This is a genomic window from Neoroseomonas oryzicola, from assembly GCF_012163135.1.
Classification (GTDB): Bacteria; Pseudomonadota; Alphaproteobacteria; order Acetobacterales; family Acetobacteraceae; genus Neoroseomonas; species Neoroseomonas oryzicola.
In genome coordinates, this window is sequence record NZ_JAAVUP010000003.1 from 259,173 (window position 1) to 278,500 (window position 19,328).

Annotated in this window: 19 protein-coding genes; 10 read left to right on the forward strand and 9 right to left on the reverse strand. The window is 72.6% G+C overall.

Annotated features, from left to right (window positions below; all coding sequences use genetic code 11):
* The first annotated feature begins 8 nt into the window (after positions 1-8).
* Complete coding sequence (locus GWK15_RS12770; protein ID WP_168041714.1) at positions 9-1,709, forward strand: aspartate:alanine exchanger family transporter; 1,701 nt, start codon at positions 9-11, stop codon at positions 1,707-1,709.
* 24 nt (positions 1,710-1,733) lie between these two features.
* Positions 1,734-3,422, forward strand: a complete 1,689-nt coding sequence (gene aspT / locus GWK15_RS12775; protein ID WP_168041715.1) for an aspartate-alanine antiporter — start codon at positions 1,734-1,736, stop codon at positions 3,420-3,422.
* Between the two features lie 201 nt (positions 3,423-3,623).
* Here the strand turns inward: aspT and hslU are convergent, their stop codons facing one another.
* A complete protein-coding gene (hslU, locus tag GWK15_RS12780; RefSeq protein WP_168041716.1) occupies positions 3,624-4,949 on the reverse strand; it encodes an ATP-dependent protease ATPase subunit HslU in 1,326 nt (441 codons plus the stop codon).
* Between the two features lie 303 nt (positions 4,950-5,252).
* A complete protein-coding gene (gene hslV, locus GWK15_RS12785) occupies positions 5,253-5,819 on the reverse strand; it encodes an ATP-dependent protease subunit HslV (RefSeq protein WP_168041717.1) in 567 nt (188 codons plus the stop codon).
* A 112-nt stretch (positions 5,820-5,931) separates the two neighbouring features.
* Between hslV and GWK15_RS12790 the strand changes: the two genes are divergently transcribed.
* The 8 genes from GWK15_RS12790 (at position 5,932) to GWK15_RS12825 (ending at position 13,999) form a co-directional block, all read left to right on the forward strand.
* Positions 5,932-7,911: a methyl-accepting chemotaxis protein gene (locus GWK15_RS12790; protein WP_168041718.1), complete on the forward strand. Its 1,980-nt coding sequence runs from the start codon at positions 5,932-5,934 to the stop codon at positions 7,909-7,911.
* 43 nt (positions 7,912-7,954) lie between these two features.
* Complete coding sequence (hisB, locus tag GWK15_RS12795; protein ID WP_168041719.1) at positions 7,955-8,569, forward strand: imidazoleglycerol-phosphate dehydratase HisB; 615 nt, start codon at positions 7,955-7,957, stop codon at positions 8,567-8,569.
* A 2-nt stretch (positions 8,570-8,571) separates the two neighbouring features.
* A complete protein-coding gene (locus GWK15_RS12800; protein ID WP_168041720.1) occupies positions 8,572-8,949 on the forward strand; it encodes a DUF2628 domain-containing protein in 378 nt (125 codons plus the stop codon).
* A 16-nt stretch (positions 8,950-8,965) separates the two neighbouring features.
* Positions 8,966-9,625 carry an imidazole glycerol phosphate synthase subunit HisH gene (gene hisH / locus GWK15_RS12805; protein WP_168041721.1) on the forward strand — a complete coding sequence of 220 codons (660 nt, stop codon included), beginning with the start codon at positions 8,966-8,968 and terminating at the stop codon, positions 9,623-9,625.
* Positions 9,622-10,212, forward strand: coding sequence for a GNAT family N-acetyltransferase (locus GWK15_RS12810; RefSeq protein WP_168041722.1), 591 nt, complete (start codon positions 9,622-9,624; stop codon positions 10,210-10,212). Before hisH ends, GWK15_RS12810 begins: the two co-directional genes overlap by 4 nt.
* A gap of 87 nt (positions 10,213-10,299) precedes the next feature.
* Positions 10,300-12,000, forward strand: a complete 1,701-nt coding sequence (locus tag GWK15_RS12815) for a DUF3300 domain-containing protein (protein ID WP_168041723.1) — start codon at positions 10,300-10,302, stop codon at positions 11,998-12,000.
* Between the two features lie 11 nt (positions 12,001-12,011).
* Positions 12,012-12,980, forward strand: a complete 969-nt coding sequence (locus GWK15_RS12820; protein WP_168041724.1) for a DUF2950 domain-containing protein — start codon at positions 12,012-12,014, stop codon at positions 12,978-12,980.
* A 53-nt stretch (positions 12,981-13,033) separates the two neighbouring features.
* Positions 13,034-13,999 carry a patatin-like phospholipase family protein gene (locus GWK15_RS12825; RefSeq protein WP_168041725.1) on the forward strand — a complete coding sequence of 322 codons (966 nt, stop codon included), beginning with the start codon at positions 13,034-13,036 and terminating at the stop codon, positions 13,997-13,999.
* 122 nt (positions 14,000-14,121) lie between these two features.
* On the opposite strand, the gene trpA is transcribed toward GWK15_RS12825, so the two are convergent.
* The 7 genes from trpA to ihfB form a co-directional block, all read right to left on the reverse strand.
* Positions 14,122-14,952 carry a tryptophan synthase subunit alpha gene (gene trpA, locus GWK15_RS12830; RefSeq protein ID WP_168041726.1) on the reverse strand — a complete coding sequence of 277 codons (831 nt, stop codon included), beginning with the start codon at positions 14,950-14,952 and terminating at the stop codon, positions 14,122-14,124.
* Complete coding sequence (gene trpB, locus GWK15_RS12835; protein WP_168041727.1) at positions 14,949-16,187, reverse strand: tryptophan synthase subunit beta; 1,239 nt, start codon at positions 16,185-16,187, stop codon at positions 14,949-14,951. The genes trpA and trpB overlap by 4 nt, the downstream gene beginning before the upstream one ends.
* A gap of 126 nt (positions 16,188-16,313) precedes the next feature.
* Positions 16,314-17,285: a dienelactone hydrolase family protein gene (locus tag GWK15_RS12840; RefSeq protein WP_168041728.1), complete on the reverse strand. Its 972-nt coding sequence runs from the start codon at positions 17,283-17,285 to the stop codon at positions 16,314-16,316.
* Between the two features lie 52 nt (positions 17,286-17,337).
* Complete coding sequence (locus GWK15_RS12845) at positions 17,338-17,976, reverse strand: phosphoribosylanthranilate isomerase (protein WP_168041729.1); 639 nt, start codon at positions 17,974-17,976, stop codon at positions 17,338-17,340.
* Positions 17,977-17,981: 5 nt separating this feature from the next.
* Positions 17,982-18,695: an orotidine-5'-phosphate decarboxylase gene (pyrF, locus tag GWK15_RS12850; RefSeq protein ID WP_168041730.1), complete on the reverse strand. Its 714-nt coding sequence runs from the start codon at positions 18,693-18,695 to the stop codon at positions 17,982-17,984.
* Entirely contained in the window at positions 18,695-19,003 is a 309-nt protein-coding gene (locus GWK15_RS12855; protein ID WP_168041731.1) for a lipopolysaccharide assembly protein LapA domain-containing protein, read from the reverse strand. The genes pyrF and GWK15_RS12855 overlap by 1 nt, the downstream gene beginning before the upstream one ends.
* Positions 19,003-19,326: an integration host factor subunit beta gene (gene ihfB / locus GWK15_RS12860; protein WP_168041732.1), complete on the reverse strand. Its 324-nt coding sequence runs from the start codon at positions 19,324-19,326 to the stop codon at positions 19,003-19,005. The genes GWK15_RS12855 and ihfB overlap by 1 nt, the downstream gene beginning before the upstream one ends.
* Positions 19,327-19,328: the final 2 nt, after the last annotated feature.

A 19,328-nucleotide genomic window follows, 5' to 3' on the forward strand; every position in this document is an offset into this window, starting at 1 on the left:
AGGCGGACATGGCAGCCTTCTTCAACTTCCTCGCGGCGAACCCGTTTATCCTGCTGTTCGTGACGGTCGGCCTCGCGGTCTGGCTGGGGCGGCAGTCGGTCGCGGGCTACGGGCTCGGCATGGTGGCGGCGGCCATTATCGTCGGCTGCGGCCTCTCGGTCTGGGCCTCGGTCTATGGGGAGAAGCTCGAGCTCAACAACTTCACCAAGAGCCTCTTCTACTACCTGTTCATGTATGGCGTCGGGCTGCGGGTCGGGCCGTCCTTCGTCAACAGCCTTGGCGGGGACGGCATCAAGTTCACCTTCCTCGCCTTCGTCTCCTGCATCATCGGCCTCGCGCTGGTGGTGCTGGGCGCCCGGTTCCTCGAACTGCCGCCAGGTGCCGCGGGCGGGATGCTGGCGGGTTCGCAGACCATGTCGGCGGCCATCGGCTCGGCGGAGCAGGCCGTCACCGCCGGCGCCATCGCGCTGCCGCCAGGCAGCACGCCGGAACAGGTGAGCGCGATGATCGCGTTGTCCTACGGCATCACCTACATCTGGGGCACGGTCGGCATCATCCTCATCACCAAGTACCTGCCGAAATGGTGGGGCGTGGATGCGCGCGCGGCCGCCCAGGCCTACGAGAAGGAACACGGTGTCGCCTCGGGCGATGCGCCGGCCTTCTCCGGCTGGACCGCCGGCGGGCTGCGCGCCTACCGGCTCGAGAACCAGGCCTGGGTCGGGCGGAGCATGCACGACATGCTGCGCGAGAACCCGGAGTACCGTTTCGTGAACTTGGTGCGCGACGGTGCCCCGATCGGGGCACCGCTGGACGAGCCGCTGCGCCTCGGCGACGTCATCGCGCTTGGCGGCCTGCGGGAGGCGATGACCGAGAAGATGGGGCTGATCGGTCCCGAAGTCTCCGACCGGACCGCGCTCGACCTGCCGCTCGACCGTGCCGAGATCCTCGTCACCAACGGCGGCATCCTCAAGCAGACGCGCGAGCAATGGCGCGCCCTGCCGGGCGTCGACCAGATCCAGGTGGTGGGCCTGGAGCGCGGCGGCGCGCCGATCCCGATCGGCAAGGACACGAAGCTCCAGCGCATGGACATCGTGACGGTCGTCGGGCTCAAATCCGCGGTCAGCAAGGTCGGCGAGGCCTTCGGACGCGTCGTGCGTCCCTCGACCGCGACGGATCTGCTGACGCTCTCGCTCGGCATGATCCTCGGCTTCCTGATCGGGCAGATCGAGTTCCCGGCCTTTGGGGCGAAGGTCGGTCTCGGCAATGCCGGCGGACTGCTGGTGTCGGGTGTGCTCGTCTCCTCCGTCGCCTCGCGACTGCGCTTCTTCGGCAATACGCCGGCGGCGGCGCGCAACGTGCTCGAGGATCTCGGCCTGGTGGTCTTCGTCGCCATTGTCGGCATCAATGCGGGCAACTCGTTGCTCGCGCAGCTGACCGGCGTGCTGGCGCTCAAGATCTTCCTGGTCGGCTTCGTCGCCTGCACCATCCCGCCCATCGTCGTCTGGGCCATCGGCTTCCACGTGTTCAGGATGAACCCGGCGGTGCTGATGGGCGGCGTGGCCGGCGCGCGCAGCCATTCGGGGCCGTGCCGCGAGGCCGCGGTGGAGATCCAGTCCAACGTGCCCTGGATCGGCTTCCCGGTCGGCTACGCCGTCTCCGGCGTTCTGCTGACGGTCTTCGGATACTTTGCGATGGTTCTCGCCCAGTAAATCTGGGCGCGGGGGAGACCGGGAATGGCGTGGTTCGAAGCGTTTCTCGTGAAGTATCCGGAACTTGCGCTGTTCCTGGTCATTGCCATCGGATACGCGATCGGGGGGGTGAAGGTCGGCGGGTTCAGCCTCGGGCCCGTCACCGGCTCGCTCTTTGCCGGCATCCTGGTCGGGCAGTTCGCGCATGTGCCGGTCTCGGGCATGGCGAAATCCTTCCTCTTCCTGCTGTTTCTCTTCGGCATCGGCTACTCGGTCGGACCGCAATTCATGCAGGCGCTGAAAAGGGACGGGCTGAAGCCCGTGCTGCTGGCGATCGTCTGCTGCGTGACCGGACTGCTGACCGCGGTCGTGGTCGCCAAGGCGCTGGGGCTCGACCCCGGCTTCGCGGCGGGCCTGGTTTCCGGAGCGCTGACGGAAAGCCCAGCCATGGGCACGGCGACCGAGGCGATCAACGCCCTGCCGCTGCCGGTCGACGAGCGTGCGCGGCTGGTCGCGCACATCGCCGTGGCGGATGCGGTCTGCTACATCTTCGGTGCCGCGGGCCTCATCATCTTCGTCAGCGTCGTGGCGCCGAAGCTGCTCGGGATCGACCTGCCCGCCGAGGCGGCGAGGCTCGAGCAGGAGCTTGGCATCGCACGCAAGGCTCCCGGCGTCGTCTCCGCCTATCGCCGATTCGAGGTGCGGGCCTATCGGCTCGGGGCGGACGCGCAGGCCGTCGGGCAGGCGGTGGCGGCACTCGAGGCGCGGAACGCGGTGCATCGGCTGTTCATCCAACGCGTCCGGCGCAACGGGGAATTGCTGGAAGCGGGGCCCGACCTGGTCCTCGCGGTGGGCGATGTCGTCGCCGTCTCGGGACGGCGAGAGTATCTCGTGGAACTGGTGGGGCCGCGTGCCGAGGAAGTGGAGGACCGCGATATCCTCGACGTACCCGTCGCCGCGGTGGACGTGCTGCTGACGAGCCGCGACCTGGCGGGCCGGCGACTCGACGAGATCGCCGAGAGCGACTTCGCCCGCAGCCTCTACCTCCGGGGTGTCCGGCGCGGCGATCAGGACCTGCCGTTCGCGCCGCACCTCACGCTGCAGCGCGGTGACCTCGTTCAGCTCGTCGGGCCGGAGCCGGTGGTCGCCAAGGCAGCGTCGCGCATCGGCGTGGTCGTGGCGCCGACGACGGCGACGGATTTCGTCACCCTCGGCCTGGCGATCTTCCTCGGAGGGCTCGCCGGCGTGCTGATCACGGTGCCGATCGGCGATATGAGGATCTCGCTGAGCACGAGCGTCGGCACGCTGCTGGCGGGGCTGCTTGTGGGTCACCTGCGGACGCGCTTCCCGCTGTTCGGGCGCATCCCGGATGGGGCGGTGTCGCTGATGACAGCGCTCGGCCTCGCCGCCTTCGTCGCGATGACAGGACTGCACGCCGGGCCGATCTTCCTGACTTCGCTGGCCGAGGCCGGGATCGGGCTATTCTTCGGCGGCGCGCTGGTGACGCTGATGCCGCTGATCGTTGGGCTCTATTTCGGGCGCTACGTGTTGCGGATGAACCCGATCCTCCTGCTGGGGGGGCTCGCCGGGGCGCAGACGATGACGGCGGGAATGGCGGCGGTGCAGGAGCGGTCGGGCAGCCCGGTGGCGGTCCTGGGCTATACGCCGGCGGTGCCGATTGGGCATATCTTATTAACAACTTGGGGGACGGTGATCGTGGGGATCGTCTCGTAGTAGCGATGCGGAACGTTCGGAGGCCGGACGTCGGTGTTCCCTGAGCGTCTGCGGATTAGGGTCGGGTCAGTGGGGTTCGGTATAAGTGGGTCCAGGCCCTCCAGGCCTCCCCGCCGAGGGCCGAAAGGCCCTCGGAACCCGATACCGGCTTTCAAGGGCCCCGTGAGCCCGAGAGGGGCAGCGCCCCTCTCGGATCCAGGTTCAGAGAATGAACCGCGACAGGTCCGCGCTGCCCGCCAGCGGCGCGACGCGGGTCTTCACCATGTCGAGGTCCACCTTCACCGTCTCCCCGCCACGGTCGGAGGCGGTGAAGGAGACTTCCTCGAGCAGGCGCTCGAGCACGGTCGCGAGGCGGCGCGCGCCGATGTTCTCCACCGTCGCGTTGATCTCGGCGGCGAGGTCGGCGAGCGCGTCCACCGCTTCCGCCGTGAAGTCGATCGATACGCCCTCGGTGCCGAGCAGCGCGGTGTACTGCTTGAGCAGCGAGTGCTCCGGCTCGGTCAGGATGCGACGGAAGTCGTCGCGCGTCAGCGCCGACAGTTCCACGCGGATCGGCAGGCGGCCCTGGAGTTCGGGCAGGAGGTCCGACGGCTTCGCCAGGTGGAAGGCGCCGGAGGCGATGAAGAGGATATGGTCCGTCTTCACCGGCCCATGCTTCGTCGTGACGGTGGTGCCCTCGATCAGCGGCAGCAGGTCGCGCTGCACGCCTTCGCGCGAGACATCGCCGCCGCGGAAGCCGCCCTCGCCGGTGCGGGCGCAGACCTTGTCGATCTCGTCGAGGAAGACGATGCCGTTGTTCTCCGCGTTGGAGACGGCGTCGCGCACCAGCGCATCCTGGTCGAGGAGCTTGTCGGCCTCCTCCTTCGTCAGGGCGATGCGCGCCTCGGCGACCGACATCTTCCGCGGCTTCTGGCGGCCGCCGAACATCTTGCCGAGCATGTCCTGCATGTTCTGCATCTGGGCGCCCTGGGCGCCGGGCAGGTCGATCATGCCGATCGGCATCCCGCCGCCGGCATCGGCCACCTGCACTTCGACCTCGCGGGATTCGATCTCCCCGGCGCGGAGCATGCGGCGGAACTTCATGCGCGTCTCTCCCGAGGCGCCCTCGCCCACCAGTGCGGTGAGCAGGCGTTCCTCGGCGGCGAGCTCGGCCTTCGCCTGCACCCCGCGGCGGGCCTGCTCGCGGCCCATGGTGATGGCGGCCTCGACCAGGTCGCGCACGATGGATTCCACGTCGCGGCCGACATAGCCGACCTCGGTGAACTTGGTCGCCTCGACCTTGAGGAAGGGGGCGTTGGCGAGGCGCGCGAGGCGGCGCGCGATCTCGGTCTTGCCGACGCCGGTGGGGCCGATCATCAGGATGTTCTTCGGCACCACCTCCTCGCGCAGGCCTTCGGGCAGCTGCTGGCGGCGCCAGCGGTTGCGCAGCGCGATGGCGACGGCGCGCTTGGCGTCCTGTTGGCCGACGATGTGGCGGTCGAGCTCGCTGACGATCTCGCGGGGGGAGAGGTTGATCGCTTCGGACATATGTTTAGCCCTCAGGCGGCGGGCGGCCCGCATCCGCGGGCCTTGCCTTCGCGCCGTGCGCTGGTGTGTTGGTGATCGATGTCGGTCTGGGCGCGGTCGCGCTTTGCGCTCCCGGATCGCGGCGGGCCGCGATCCGGATGTTTGTGTTGCCCTCAGACGGCGGGCGGCCCGCATCCGCGGGCCTTGCCTTCGCGCCGTGCGCTGGTGTGTTGGTGATCGATGTCGGTCTGGGCGCGGTCGCGCAAGCGCGCTCCCGGATCGCGGCGGACCGCGATCCGCTGGGCGTGATTCGTTCGACGAACGTCACGCCTGGGCGTCCAGGCTCTCGAGGATGAAGTTGCCGTTCGTGTAGACGCAGATGTCCGCGGCGATCTTCATCGACCGGCGGCAGATCTCCTCCGCGTCGATGCCATCGATCGGCAGCAGCGCGCGGGCGGCCGACAGCGCGTAGTTGCCGCCCGAACCGATGCCGATGACGCCGTCCTCCGGATCCAGGACGTCGCCCTGGCCGGTGACGAGCAGCGAGCGCTTCGCGTCGGCGACCGCGAGCAGCGCCTCGAGCCGGCGGAGGTAGCGATCGGTGCGCCAGTCCTTGGCGAGGTCGACGCAGGCGCGTTCGAGCTGGTCCGGAAAACGCTCCAGCTTGGCTTCCAGGCGTTCGAGGAGGGTGAAGGCATCCGCGGTCGCGCCCGCGAAGCCGGCCAGCACCTTGCCGCCGGCGATGCGGCGGACCTTGCGGGCATTGCCCTTCACCACCGTCTGGCCGAGCGAGACCTGGCCGTCGCCGGCCATGGCGACGCGCCCGCCCTTGCGCACGCAGAGAATGGTGGTGCCGTGCCACCCGAGGGGATCGTGTTGTGGGGAGTTCATGATGCCGCGAATGTGGGCAGTCCCGGCGAACGACTCAACGGGGGTCGGGGTTACGATGCGTTAGGCCCGGCCGTGGTCCTTTCCGGGGTCCCGCCACGGATGACGGATCGCCATGCGCCTCAGGATCGCCCCGCTGCTGCTCGGCCTTCTGGCCGCCATCGTCCTCGCCAACGCGGCCGCCACGGGCGTCGCCTGGTTCAGCCTGCGCCAGGACGCGGCGGTGGTGGGCGGGCTGCGCGCCGGGACGGTCGGGCCGTTGCAGGACCTCAAGGCGCTGTCGGACGCCTATGCGGTCTCGGTGGTCGATGCCTCCCACAAGATGCGGAACGGGAACTTCACCTGGGAGGAAGGCGCGGCGGCGCTCGCCGCCTCGGCCGGGGTGGTGGAGCGGTCCTGGGGCGCGCTGGGACGGGCGAACCTGGCGCCGGACGCCCAGGCGGCGCTGGCCCGCGCCGCGGGCCGGCGGGACGGCGCGGAGGCGGTGCTGCGCGACCTGCGCCGCATCGCCGCCGCGCGGGATGCCGCGGGCCTCGATGCCCTGGTGCGCCAGCGGCTCTACCAGGCGATCGACCCGGTGACCGAGGCGCTGAGCGATGCCACCGACGCGCTTGTCGCCGCCGCCGACCAGGCGGTGGCCGAGGAGGCGGCCATGCTGGGCCGGGCGACGGCCGTCCTCGGGATGCTGGCGGTCCTCGCCCTCGCGATCGCGGCGGGGGCGGGATGGATCGTGCTGGCGCGGGTGACGCGCCCGATCGCCCGGCTGACCGCTGCGATGGCGGCGCTGGCGCGCGGCGACCTCGGCACCGAGATCCCGGGGACCGGCCGGCGGGACGAGGTCGGCGACATGGCCGCCGCGGTCGCCGTCTTCCGCGCCGCCGGCGAGGAGAACGCCCGCCTGCGCGCCCGGCAGGCGACCGATGCCGAGGCCGCCGAGGCGGCGCGCCGCGCCGCGCTCGACGGCATGGCCCGGCGGGTGGAGGAGGAGACGCGCGGGGCGGTCGACGCCGTGTCCGCCCGCATGGCGACGGTGACCGGCGCGGCCGGCGGCGTCGGCACCGCGACCGGGCGCATCCGGGCCGAGAGCGCCTCGGTCGCGGAGGCGGCGCGCGAGGCGCTGGGCGCCACGCAGACGGTCGCCGCGGCGACGGATGAGCTCTCGGCCTCGATCCGCGAGATCGCCTCCCGCGTGGACGAGGCTGCGGGCGCCGCGCGCGCGGCGGTGGGCGGCGTCGAGCACGGCACCCGCACCATCGCGAGCCTGCAGGACGCGGTCGCGCGCATCGGGGAGGTGGCGGGGCTGATCGCCGACATCGCCGGGCAGACCAACCTGCTGGCCCTGAACGCGACGATCGAGGCGGCGCGGGCCGGGGAGGCCGGCAAGGGCTTCGCCGTGGTTGCGGGGGAGGTGAAGTCGCTCGCCACCCAGACCGCGCGGCGGACCGAGGACATCTCCCGCCAGATCGGCCTGATCACGGCCGCGACCTCCGAGGCGGTGGAGGCGGTGCAGGGCATCGCCCAGTCCGTCGCGGCGCTGGACGGCATCGCGGCCGGCATCGCCGGGGCGATGGAACAGCAGACGCTCGCGACGGGGGAGATCGCGCGGGCGGTCTCGGGGGCGGCCGCCGCGGTGCGGGAGGTGGAATCGCGCATCGCCGGCGTCGCCGGGGAAAGTGAACACAGCGCCGAGGCCGCCGGCACCATGGCCCGTGCGGCCGAGGACGCGCAGGGCGCGGTGGCCGAGCTGCGCGGGCTGCTGGTCCGCATCGTCCGCACCTCGACCGAGGAGGTGGACCGGCGCGCCCATGCGCGCACGCCGCTCGACCGCGGGGCCATGCTGGAACTGGACGGGCGGCGGGCGGTGGCGGTGAACCTGCTGGACCTGTCCGAAGGCGGCGCCGCCGTGGAATGGGCCGGCGCGGCGCCGCCCGCCGGCACCACCGGGCGCATCGTGATCGACACCGCCCTGCTGCCCGTGCGCGTGGTCCAGGCGGCGGAGGGGCGGCTCGGCCTCGCCTTCGCGGCGGAAGCGCCGGCGGTGGCGGACACCGTGCGGCGGATCGTGGCCGGGGCGGGTCTCGCACGCGCAGCATAGCCGGGCGTTGCCGGCACGCCCCCGGCGGGCGTAGGAAGCGCCCATGGATGGCTTTCCCGCCCTGCCCCGCCGCGCCGAGATCGCCCGCAAGACCGCCGAGACCGACATCCGGGTCGCCATCGACCTGGACGGCACGGGCCGCGCGGTGGTGTCCACCGGGGTCGGCTTCCTCGACCACATGCTCACCGCCCTCGCCCGGCACTCCATGATCGACATGGAGATCACGGCGGTGGGCGACCTGCACATCGATTTCCACCACACCGCCGAGGATGTGGGCATCGTGCTCGGCCAGTGCCTGAAGAAGGCGCTGGGGGAGAAGCGCGGCATCCGCCGCTACGGCGCCGCCCTGCTGCCGATGGACGAGGCGCTGGCCGAATGCGCCGTGGACATCTCCGGCCGCCCCTTCCTCGCCTGGTCCGTCCCCTTCGCCCGCGACAAGGTGGGCGAGATGGACACCGAGCTGTTCGAGGAGTTCTTCCGCGCCCTCGCCTTCAACGCCGGCGTCACCCTTCACATGACCTTGAAGGCCGGCACCAACGCGCACCATGTCGCTGAAGCCTGCTTCAAGGCGGCTGCCCGCGCCCTGCGGGAGGCCGTCGAGCCCGACCCGCGGGCGGCAGGCGCGGTGCCCTCGACCAAGGGCGTGCTGGAGGCCTGAGGATGCGCGTCTGGACGGTGCATGGCCGGCCGGCTTCCGAAAGGAAGGCGCCGAGGGTGGTGCTGGTGCGGGACGGCTTTTCCTGGGGTGCCTTCCTGTTCCCCACGATCTGGTTCCTGTCGAACGGCCTGATCGCGCTGGCGGCGATGCATTTCGCGCTGGTGGTGTTGCTGGGCGCCCTGCTGCCGGGGGCGGCGCTGCCCTTCGCGCTGGCCGGCCTGCAATGCTTCATCGGCTTCGAGGCACGGAACCTGCAAGCGTGGTGGCTGGGACTTCGGGGCTTCCGGCCGGAGGCGGTGCTGGTGGCGCGGGACGAGGACGCGGCCGTCCTCAACCTCGCCTCCTTCCGCCCGGACCTGGCCCGCGTGGCCGCCGGCTGAGGGGAAGGGGACGACCATGGCTCAGCGTGTCGCGGTGGTGGATCCGGGGTCGGGCAACCTGGCCTCGGTGGTGCGCGCCTTCGAGAAGGCGGCCGAGGACAATGAGATCGAGGCGGTGGTGAAGGTGGTCACGGCCGCCGCCGACCTGCGCGTCGCGGACCGCATCGTGCTGCCGGGCCAGGGGGCGTTCGCGGCCTGCCGGCGGGGGCTCGACGCCCTGCCGGGCATGGTGGACGCGCTCGAGGAACGGGTGCGTGGGCAGGGCGTGCCGTTCCTGGGCATCTGCGTCGGGATGCAGCTGATGGGCACGCGCGGGCTCGAGCACGGGGAGACGCCGGGGCTTGGCTGGATTCCCGGCACGGTGGCGCCGATGGACCCCAAGGGGCCGGACGGGCTGCCCCTGCCGCTGCCGCAGATGGGGTGGAACGCGCTGTCCTTCGAAGCCGGCTACCACCCGGTGCTCGACGGGGTGAAGCCGGGCGACCAGGTCTATTTCGTCCATTCCTTCGCCTTCGAGGCCGAGGACCCTGAGGACGTCGTCGCCACCACCGACTACGGCGGTCCAGTGACCGCGGTCATCGCGCGGGGCAACCTCGCCGGGCTTCAGTTCCACGTGGAGAAGAGCGGACCGGTGGGGCTGAAGATGCTGGCGAATTTCCTGCGGTGGGAACCGTGAACGGTTCCGCTGCCCTCCAGGCCGCGCGGGAACTCGCCGTCGAGCGCGTGGAGCGGCTGTCGGAGGCGGATCTCGCCGACCTCGCCGAGGCCACCGATGCCGCCATCATCGAAAGCGGCGGCTTCGGCTGGGTGGAGCCGCAGGGCCGTGGCGCCCTCGAACGCCATTTCCGCGGCGTGCTGCTGGTGCCGGAGCGCGAGTTGTTCGTCGCGCGGCTGGACGGGCATGCCGTGGGCTCGGCCCTGCTGGTGCGCCCGCCGCGCAACAACGAGGCCCAGGCCTTCGCCGCGACGCTGACCCACGCCTACATCGCCCCCTATGCGCGCGGCTTCGGCCTGGCGCGGATGCTGGTGGCGAAGGTCGAGGAACGCGCAGCCGCGCTGGGGCACCGGGTGATCAACCTCGACGTGCGGGAGACGCAGGCGACCGCGATCGCGCTGTTCGAGAGCCTGGGCTACCAGCACTGGGGCACCCATCCCTTCTACGCGCGGGTGCGCGGCCAGACGGTGGCGGGGCGCTTCTACATGAAGACGCTGGAACCGGGCCGCGGGCGCAGCACCGGCGCGCTGATCGACGGCGCGGCCTGAGGGGGCGCAGCCCGCTGGCCAGCGGGGTGTGTTCCGCGCTTACATGACGCAGGCCGAAACTTCGGCCGGGCGTCCAGGAACACGACCATGCCAGCCTGCCCCCCCAAGCCACCCCTTCCGCGGGATCGCGGCGATGCTCGGCGGGCCGCCCTGGTCGCACTCGCCATGGCCTTCGGCGGGGTCGCGACCTTCGCCGGCGCGCCGCGGCCGGGCTTCGCGCAGGGTGCGCCGCCGGCCGCCCCCGCGCCCTCGCCCGTCGCCGTGTCGCCCCAGCAGGACCGGCTGACGCAGCCGCAGCTGGAGCAGTTGCTGGCGCCGATCGCGCTGTATCCCGACGACCTGCTGATGCAGATGCTGATGGCCTCGACCTACCCGCTCGAGGTGGTGCAGGCGAAGCGGTGGCTGGGCCAGGGGCAGAACGGCGCGCTGCGCGGGGATGCGCTGGTGCAGGCGCTGGCCGCGCAGTCCTGGGATCCCTCGGTGAAGTCGCTGGTGCCCTTCCCCGACGTGCTGACGATGATGAACGACCAGCTGGACTGGACGCAGCAGGTCGGCGACGCGGTGCTGGCGCAGCAGCAGGACGTGATGAACGCGGTCCAGGTGCTGCGCGGGCGCGCCCAGGCGAACGGCGCGCTGCAATCCGGGCCGCAGCAGACGGTGACGGTGACGCAGAACGTGACGGTCGCGCCGCCGGCCGCGGGCGACGCCACGCCGGTGGTCGCCCCGCCGCCGCAGGTCATCACCATCGCGCCGGCGCAGCCCGACACGGTCTACGTGCCGGCCTACAACCCGAACGTGGTCTACGGGTCCTGGCCCTATCCGCAGTATCCGCCGCCCTATTACCCGCCGCCGGTGGGCTGGGGGCTGGGCAGCGCGCTGCTGACCGGCATGGCCTTCGCGGGGGGTGCCGCGATCGTCGGGTCCCTGTGGGGCTGGGGCAGCCCGAACTGGGGGCGCGGGAACATCAACGTCAACGCGAACCGCTACAACAACATCAACGTCAACCGGGCGCAGATCAGCGGCAACACCTGGCAGCACGACGTGACGCACCGGCAGGGCGTGGCCTATCGCAACGACGACGTCCGCAACCGCGTGAACGCCAACCGGCCGGACGGGTCCCGCCCGGCGATGACCGACCGCGACCGGGCGCAGGCGCGCGACCAGTTCCGCGGGCGCGTGGACCAGGCGGAACGCGGGCAGGGCCTCGGCGACCGGGGCGGGCCCGGGGATCGCGGCGCGCTGGGCGACCGTGGCGGTCCGGGCGACCGTGGCGGGCTCGGCGATCGCGGCGGTCCGGGCGGTGGGGACCGCCCGTCGCTCGGGGATCGCGGGGGCGCGGGCGCGCAGCGGCCGGGCGGCGGGGATCGCCCCGCGCTCGGCGACCGCGGACCGGGTGCCGGCGACCGTCCCTCGCCTGGCGACCGTGGCGGCGCGGGTGCCCAGCGGCCCGGCGGCGCGAATCTGGCCGACCGGGCCGGCGCCGGGGCCGGGGCGCAACGCCCGGCGGGCGGCGCGGCGCAGCAGCGCCCGGCCGTGCAGCACAATGCCGCGGGGCGTCCGCAGGGCTTCCAGCCGCAGCAGCAGCAGCGTCAGGCCCCGCAGGGCTTCCAGGGCATGGGCGATGGCGGGCGGGAACGCGCCGCCGCCGATCGCGGCGCGGCGAGCCGCCAGGGCCAGCCGGCCGCGCGGGCCCAGGCCCAGCAGCGCGCCGCGGCGCGCCCCGCGGGCGGCGGCGGCGGTGGTGGCGGGCGCGCGGCCGGCGGCGGTGGCCGCGGCGGCCGGCGGTGAGGAGGCAGGCCATGATCCGCAGCACGATCCTCGGCGGCCTCGCCGCCCTTCTCCTCGCCGGCGGCGCGATCGCCCAGGCCCCGGCACCCGAACCTGCGTCTCCGCCGGAGCAGCAGGCGGCCCCGCGCCCGGTCCCGCCCCAGGCCTTCCGCACGCCCGAGGACGGCTTCGCCGCCTTCGTCGCCGCGCTGCGCGCGCGCAGCGACGCGCAGGGCGTGCGCATCCTGGGCAGCGCGGGCGCGCGCTACATCCGCTCCGGCGATCCGGTGGCCGACCGCACCGCGCGCGAGCGCTTCCTCGCCGCCTATGACCGGAAGAACGAGATCGTGCGGCCATCGCCCGGCCGCGCCGTGCTGCAGGTCGGCGAGGATGGCTGGCCGCTGCCCATCCCGATGGTCCAGCACGCCGGCGCCTGGCGCTTCGATGCCGTCGCCGGCGGGCAGGAGATCGCCAACCGCCGGATCGGGCGCAACGAGCTCGACACCATCGAGACGCTGCGCGCCATCGTCGACGCGCAGCAGGACTTCGCGCGCACCGCCGGGCGGCAGGGCGCCTTCCAGGCCTATGCGCGGCGGTTCTTCTCCTCGCCCGGACAGCGCGACGGGCTCTATTGGCCGACCGGGCCGGGCGAGCCGGACAGCCCGCTCGGGCCAGTCATGGCGGCGGCGAGCGCGGGCGGATATGCGCGCGCGCCGGGTGACCGGCCGCAGCCCTATCACGGCTATTTCTTCCGCATCCTCGAGGCCCAGGGGCCGAACGCGCCCGGCGGCGCGGCCGATTTCGTCGTGAACGGGCGGATGATCGGCGGCTTCGCGGTCGTCGCCTGGCCGGCGACCTACGGCAATTCGGGCATCAAGACCTTCATGGTGAGCCATGCGGGGGTGGTCTACGAGCAGGACCTCGGCCCCGATACGGCACGCGAGGCGCGGGCGATCACGTCGTTCGATCCCGGCCCCGGCTGGACGCGCGTCGCGGAGTAGAACCGCGGCGCCGGGCAACCCAGGTTCCCTGCATCCCCGCAGGGAGCCTGCCCATGACCCAGCCGCCGCTCGTCGCCATCGCCTGCCAGGGTGGCGGCAGCCATGCCGCCTTCACCGCCGGGGCGCTGCATGCGCTGTTCGGGCCGCATCACGCGGAACGCTTCACGCTGCGCGGGCTGTCGGGGACCTCCGGCGGGGCGGTCTGCGCGGCGCTGGCCTGGGCGGGGCTGCTGACCGGCGGCTTCGCGGATGCGCGCCGGCGGCTCGAGGCCTTCTGGACGCAGGTCGCCGCCTCGGACCCGATCGAGCGGGTGGTGAACGACTGGTCGCTCGCCTTCGCGCGGCTGCCGGTCACGGCGCAGGTCAGCCCCTATGCCTATTGCGCCCTGGCCGAGCCGCGGCTGCGGGACCTGCTGGGCGAGCACCTGCGGCTCGAGGCGCTGCCGGCGGGGCGCGCGGGGCCGGCGCTGCGCATCGCGGCGGCGAATGTCCTCACCGGGGAGGCCGGGATCTTCCGCGGCGAGGAACTGACGCTGGACGACGTGGTGGCCTCGGCCGCCGTGCCGCCGATCTTCCGCGCGGTGCGCACGCGGGGCGGGCTTTGGTGGGACGGGATGTTCAGCCAGAACCCGCCGCTGCGCGACCTGCTCGACCTCGATCCGAAGCCGCGGGAATTGTGGGTGATCCGGCTCAATCCGCGGCGGCGGGCGAGCGAGCCGACCACGGTCGCGGAGATCGACGACCGGCGGAACGAGATGGCGGGGAATGTGCCGCTCGACCAGGAGATCGACATGATCCGCCGCTTCAACCGGCTGCGGCTGACCTCGCCGGAGGTCGCGCAGCGCTACGCGGCGATCACGGTGCGGGAGATCGAGCTCGACCTGCAGCTCGACTACCAGTCGAAGCTCGACCGGTCGCCGGAACTGCTGGAGCGGCTGCGCGCGCACGGCGCCCACCGCGCCGCGCACTTCTTCGAACCGCAATCGGTCACCGTGCACCCCGACGGGCGCACGGCTTAGAGCAGATCCCGATCAGGTGGAGTCACCTGATCGGGTGAAGATGCTCGCGCAGACAATGGCCTGGAGACGTTGCCGTGAGCGCAGGCGAACGGAGACGGCTCCAGAGAGGACGGCGCGCGCCGCTACGCGGCCTTGGGCGTCGCCCGGATTGCCTCGGCCAGCGCGCGGACCCTGTCGAGCACCTTGCGCACCGTGTCCGGCTTCGCGCGGCCGTTCTCGTCGAGGCTTTCGGCCAGCGTGTCGACCAGCGCCGTGCCGACCACCGCGCCGTCGGACAGGCGCGCCGCCTCGGCCGCCTGTTCGGGCGTGCGGATGCCGAAGCCGATGCAGATCGGCAGGTCGGTGTGCTTGCGCAGGCGCGGCATCGCCGCGGCGAGGTCGGCACCCGAGGCGCTGCGCGTGCCGGTGATGCCGGTGATCGAGACGTAGTAGACGAAGCCCGTCGTCGCCGCGAGGACACGCGGCAGGCGCGCATCGTCCGTGGTCGGCGCGATCAGCCGGATCAGGTCGAGGTTGTTCGCCTTGGTCAGCGGCTCGACCTCGTCGGCTTCCTCGGGCGGGACGTCGACGATGATCAGCCCGTCGACGCCCGAGGCCGCGGCATCGGTGCAGAAGCGCTCGGTCCCGTAGGACAGGATGGGGTTGTAGTAGCCCATCAGCACGATCGGCGTCGTCGCGTTGTCCTTGCGGAAGTCGCGCACCATGGCGAGCACGCCGGCGAGCGTCGCGCCGGCCTTCAGCGCGCGCAGCCCACCGCGCTGGATGGACGGGCCGTCGGCCATGGGATCGGTGAAGGGGACGCCGATCTCGATCACGTCGGCGCCGGCGGCGGGCAGGCCGCGCAGGATCGCCATCGAGGTGGCGGGATCGGGGTCGTAGCCCTCGAGGAAGGTGACGAGCGCGCCGCGCCCTTCCGCCTTCAGCGCCGCGAAGCGGTCGGCAATGCGGGTCACAGCTTCACCCCCAGGTGGCGGGCGACGGTGAAGATGTCCTTGTCGCCGCGGCCGCACATGTTCATGACGATGATCTTGTCCTGCGCCATCGCCGGCGCCTGGTGCATCACATAGGCCAGCGCATGCGCGGGCTCGAGCGCGGGGATGATGCCCTCGAGCTTCGAGCAGAGCTGGAAGGCGGCGAGCGCCTCGTCGTCCGTCGCGTGCACGTAGTTCACGCGCCCGATCTCGTGCAGCCAGGAATGCTCCGGCCCGACGCCGGGGTAGTCGAGGCCGGCGCTGATCGAATGCGCCTCGAGGATCTGGCCGAACTCGTCCTGCAGCAGGTAGGTGCGGTTGCCGTGCAGCACGCCGGGGCGGCCCTTGGTCAGGGACGCCGCGTGTTCCTCGGTCTCGACGCCCTTGCCGGCGGCCTCGACGCCGTACATCGCGACGGATTCGTCGTCGAGGAACGGGTAGAACAGCCCCATGGCGTTGGACCCGCCGCCGATCGCGGCGACCAGCGCGTCCGGCAGGCGGCCCTCCGCGGCCATCATCTGCGCCTTCGCCTCCTCCCCGATCACCGACTGGAAGTCGCGGACCATGGCCGGATACGGGTGCGGGCCGGCGACGGTGCCGATGCAGTAGTAGGTGTCGTGGACGTTCGCGACCCAGTAGCGCAGCGCCTCGTTCATCGCGTCCTTGAGCGTCGCGGCGCCGGAGGTCACCGGGATGACCTCGGCGCCGAGCAGCTTCATGCGGAAGACGTTGGGCTGCTGGCGCTCGACGTCGGTCGCACCCATGAAGACCGTGCAGGGCAGGTCGAACAGCGCGCAGGCGGTGGCCGTCGCGACGCCGTGCTGGCCCGCGCCCGTCTCCGCGATGATGCGCGTCTTGCCCATCTTCTTCGCGAGCAGGATCTGCCCGAGCACCGCGTTGATCTTGTGCGCGCCGGTGTGGTTGAGCTCGTCGCGCTTGAAATAGACCTTCGCCCCCATGCCCGGCGCGGCCTTGGCGCGCAGGTGCTGCGTCAGGCGATCCGCGTACCACAGCGGGCTCGGCCGGCCGACGTAATGCGTCAGCAGCCGGCGCCATTCCGCCTGGAAGGCGGCGTCCTTCTTCGATTCCTCATAGGCCTTCTCGACCTCGAGGATCAGCGGCATCAGCGTCTCGGCGACGAAGCGCCCGCCGAACTGGCCGAAGCGGCCGCGGCCGTCGGGGCCCTGGCGGTAGGAATTGGGCAGGGGCTTGTTCAAGGCGGGCTCTCTCGGCGTTCCCGGGGAAGCGGTCCCTTTAGCGGAACCGCCCCGGGCGGGCCATAGCCGCGGCCCCGCCCGGCGCGCGAAAGGCGGCGCCGGGGCGGCTGCGCGCAGTGCGGCCTGTCACCGCACGCGGATGTCGATCACGTGTGTCTTCATGAAGCCCGTCACCTCGCCCACCGCGCGGCCGCGCAGCGCGGCGTCGCCCTGGGTCTCGGTGCCGAGCGTCCGGCAGGCGGCGCGTGACCGGTTGTAGGCGTCGATCGTCTGGTCGTTGGCGCCGACGCGGAACAGCGAGACGCCCGAGATGCCCGAGGCGCGTTCCCGCCACAGCCCGTCGGAGCCCTGCTGCCAGACGCAGCGGGTGATGTTCTCGCCCTGCGGGTCGGCGCGGACCGGGCCGGCCGGGTCGTCGAAGCCGTGGCGGGCGTTCTGGTAGGTGTTGACCGTCACGTTGGCGCCGGCCGCGCGGAGGTAGGAGGCGAGGTCCTCGCAGGCCGGCTTGCCGGTGCGGTTGTCGCGGTCGCCCACGATCATCAGGATCGGCGTGCGGCCGATGGCCCGGTTGCCGAGCCGGTAGGCGCATTCCGGCGTCACCGCCGCATAGGCCAGGTAGCGCGGCGCATTGGCCGGGCGCCCCGCCTGCACCGCCTGGTGCGCGGCGAGCAGCACGCCCGCCCCGCCGCCCTCGCCGAAGCCGACGAGGCCCGCGCGGCGGCGATCGATGCGCGGATGGTCCGCCAGGCGATCGAGCGCGCCGAGCGCATCGAAGGCGAAGTCCACCGCCGTCACCCAGGCGCGGTTGGCCGGCGGCCCCGAGGTCGGATCGACGCTGCGCGGCCCGTAGTGGTCGAGCACCAGCACCGCCGCGCCCGAGCCCTTCAGCGCGTTGATGTAGTCCTGCAGATGGGCGTCGCGCTTGCCGCGCACGTCATGGGAGAGGACGACGACGGGCACGCGCTCGGTGCCCTCGGGCAGCCAGAGCTCGCCGGCCATCGCCTGCTGGTTGGAGCCCGTGTAGAGGAACGGATCGGGACGCGGGCCGCTCGAGCAGGCCGCGGCCAGCAGGGCCACGAGAAGCGTCAGCACGCGCATCGGTCGTTCCTCCGTCGGGTGGCGGAACGGTCCTCCAGCGGCGCGGGCCGCGTCAACCCTTCGCGGCGGCGATGAAGGCGCGGATCAGCGCGGCGTCCTTCACGCCGCGGGATCGCTCGACGCCGGAGGAGACGTCGACGCCCGGCGCCTGCGCGGTGCTGATGGCCTCAGCGACGTTGGCCGCCGTCAGGCCGCCTGCGAGCAGCCAGGGCTTCGGGATGGTCCGGCCTGCCAGCAGGCGCCATTCGAACGGCTGCGCGTTGCCGCCGGGCAGCAGACTGCCGGGCGGCGGATGGGCGTCGAAGAGGAAGCGGTCGACGACCTCGGCGAAGGCAGGGACGGCGGCGAAATCGGCCTCGGTATCGATGCCCATCGCCTTCATCACCGGGGTGGCGAAGCGAGCGCGGATGGCTGCGGCGCGTTCGGGCGTCTCATTGCCCTGGAGCTGGATCAGGTCGAGGGGGATTTCGGCCAGCACGGCGGCGATGTCGTCGTCAGTGGGATCGACGAAGAGGCCGGTGCGGATCGGGCCGCCGGCGTGGCGGCTGGAGAGGGCGCGGGCCTCGGCCGGGCGGATCACGCGCGGCGAGGGGGGAAAGAAGACGAAGCCGATGAGGTCGGCGCCGGCCTCGACGGCGGCGTCGAAGGCGTCGGCGCTGCGGATGCCGCAGATTTTCACCTCGACGGTCATGGCGTTCAGCCCGGGATCGAGGCGGCGATGGCCGCGGCGGCGACGGCGGGGTCGGGCGCGCCGGTGATGGGGCGGCCGACGACGATCCAGTCCGCACCCGCGGCGACCGCCTCGGCCGGGGTCGCGACGCGGGCCTGGTCGCCGGCATCGCTGCCGGCGGGGCGCACGCCCGGGACCACAAGCGCCGGGCCGGGGCCGAGGTCGGCGCGCAGCAGCGCCGCTTCCTGCGGGCTGCACACCAGCCCGTCCGCACCAGCCGCGACGGCCATCCTCGCGAGGCGCCGCACCTGCTCGGCCGGCGTGTCGGCGACGCCGGTCGCAGCCAGCGCCGCGGCATCCATGCTGGTGAGCACCGTCACGGCGAGCAGGATCGGGCGGTCGGCGCCGGCCTTCTCGGCTTCCGCGCGCGCGGCGGCGATCATGGCCGGGCCGCCGCCGGCATGCAGCGTCACCATCGCCGGGCGCAGCGGCAGCAGCGAGCGCAGCGCGCCCGCCACCGTGTTCGGGATGTCGTGCAGCTTCACGTCGAGGAAGACCGGCGCGTGCCGGGCGATCGCCGCGACCGCCGGCCCGCCGGCCGCACAGAACAGCTCGAGCCCGACCTTCAGCACGCCGCAGCGGCCCGCCAGCGCGGCCGCCAGCGCCTCGGCGCGCGCGAGGTCGCCGGTATCGAGCGCGGGGATGATCCGCGCCGCGCCGCCCGTCGGTTTCGCGAGCATCAGGCCGGTCCCGCCAGGCGATCGGCGGCCGCGGCCTTCTCGGCGGCGTGGATGCGGTCGATCTCGCTTTGCAGGGCGGTGGCGCGGCGCTGCGCCGACCAGCCGCGGCGGCGTGCCGGCAAATCCGCCAGCCAGACGATCAGGGCGCCGAGCAGGAAGGCCACCGCCGCGGGCAGCAGCACGGCGAGCGAGACGGGCGCCGTCCAGGTCACGTCGAAGGGCCACAGGCGCAGTTCCACCGGCTGCCGGTTCGACAGCGCGAACAGCACGACCAGCGCGGCCAGCGGGATGAAGAGGAGCAGGCGCATCAGGCCGTCGCGCGCGCCGGCGCGCGCCGCGCCGGGGGCGTCGCGCCCTTGTTGATGCGTTCGCGCAGTTCCTTGCCCGGCTTGAAGTAGGGGACGGACTTGGCGGAGACCTCCACCGTCTCCCCGGTGCGGGGGTTCCGCCCGGTGCGCGGGTCGCGCGCCTTGATCGAGAAGGCACCGAAGCCGCGCAACTCCACCCGGTCCCCGCGCGCGAGGGCGGCGGTGATCTCCTCGAAGATGGTGCTGACGATCAGCTCCACGTCCGGCTGGCGCAGGTGGGGATTGGCACCTGCGAGGTGCGCGATCAGCTCGGATTTGGTCATGC

Bases quoted from the DNA above. Each gene is read 5' to 3' on its own strand.
- GWK15_RS12800 (WP_168041720.1), top strand. From the start codon at position 8,572: ATGCGCGTCTGGACGGTGCATGGCCGGCCGGCTTCCGAAAGGAAGGCG.
- aspT (WP_168041715.1), top strand. From the start codon at position 1,734: ATGGCGTGGTTCGAAGCGTTTCTCGTGAAGTATCCGGAACTTGCGCTG.
- hisH (WP_168041721.1), top strand. From the start codon at position 8,966: ATGGCTCAGCGTGTCGCGGTGGTGGATCCGGGGTCGGGCAACCTGGCC.
- hslU (WP_168041716.1), bottom strand. From the start codon at position 4,949: ATGTCCGAAGCGATCAACCTCTCCCCCCGCGAGATCGTCAGCGAGCTC.
- GWK15_RS12845 (WP_168041729.1), bottom strand. From the start codon at position 17,976: ATGACCGTCGAGGTGAAAATCTGCGGCATCCGCAGCGCCGACGCCTTC.
- GWK15_RS12815 (WP_168041723.1), top strand. From the start codon at position 10,300: ATGCCAGCCTGCCCCCCCAAGCCACCCCTTCCGCGGGATCGCGGCGAT.
- hisB (WP_168041719.1), top strand. From the start codon at position 7,955: ATGGATGGCTTTCCCGCCCTGCCCCGCCGCGCCGAGATCGCCCGCAAG.
- ihfB (WP_168041732.1), bottom strand. From the start codon at position 19,326: ATGACCAAATCCGAGCTGATCGCGCACCTCGCAGGTGCCAATCCCCAC.
- GWK15_RS12855 (WP_168041731.1), bottom strand. From the start codon at position 19,003: ATGCGCCTGCTCCTCTTCATCCCGCTGGCCGCGCTGGTCGTGCTGTTC.
- GWK15_RS12820 (WP_168041724.1), top strand. From the start codon at position 12,012: ATGATCCGCAGCACGATCCTCGGCGGCCTCGCCGCCCTTCTCCTCGCC.
- GWK15_RS12790 (WP_168041718.1), top strand. From the start codon at position 5,932: ATGCGCCTCAGGATCGCCCCGCTGCTGCTCGGCCTTCTGGCCGCCATC.
- GWK15_RS12840 (WP_168041728.1), bottom strand. From the start codon at position 17,285: ATGCGCGTGCTGACGCTTCTCGTGGCCCTGCTGGCCGCGGCCTGCTCG.
- GWK15_RS12770 (WP_168041714.1), top strand. From the start codon at position 9: ATGGCAGCCTTCTTCAACTTCCTCGCGGCGAACCCGTTTATCCTGCTG.
- GWK15_RS12825 (WP_168041725.1), top strand. From the start codon at position 13,034: ATGACCCAGCCGCCGCTCGTCGCCATCGCCTGCCAGGGTGGCGGCAGC.
- hslV (WP_168041717.1), bottom strand. From the start codon at position 5,819: ATGAACTCCCCACAACACGATCCCCTCGGGTGGCACGGCACCACCATT.
- pyrF (WP_168041730.1), bottom strand. From the start codon at position 18,695: ATGCTCGCGAAACCGACGGGCGGCGCGGCGCGGATCATCCCCGCGCTC.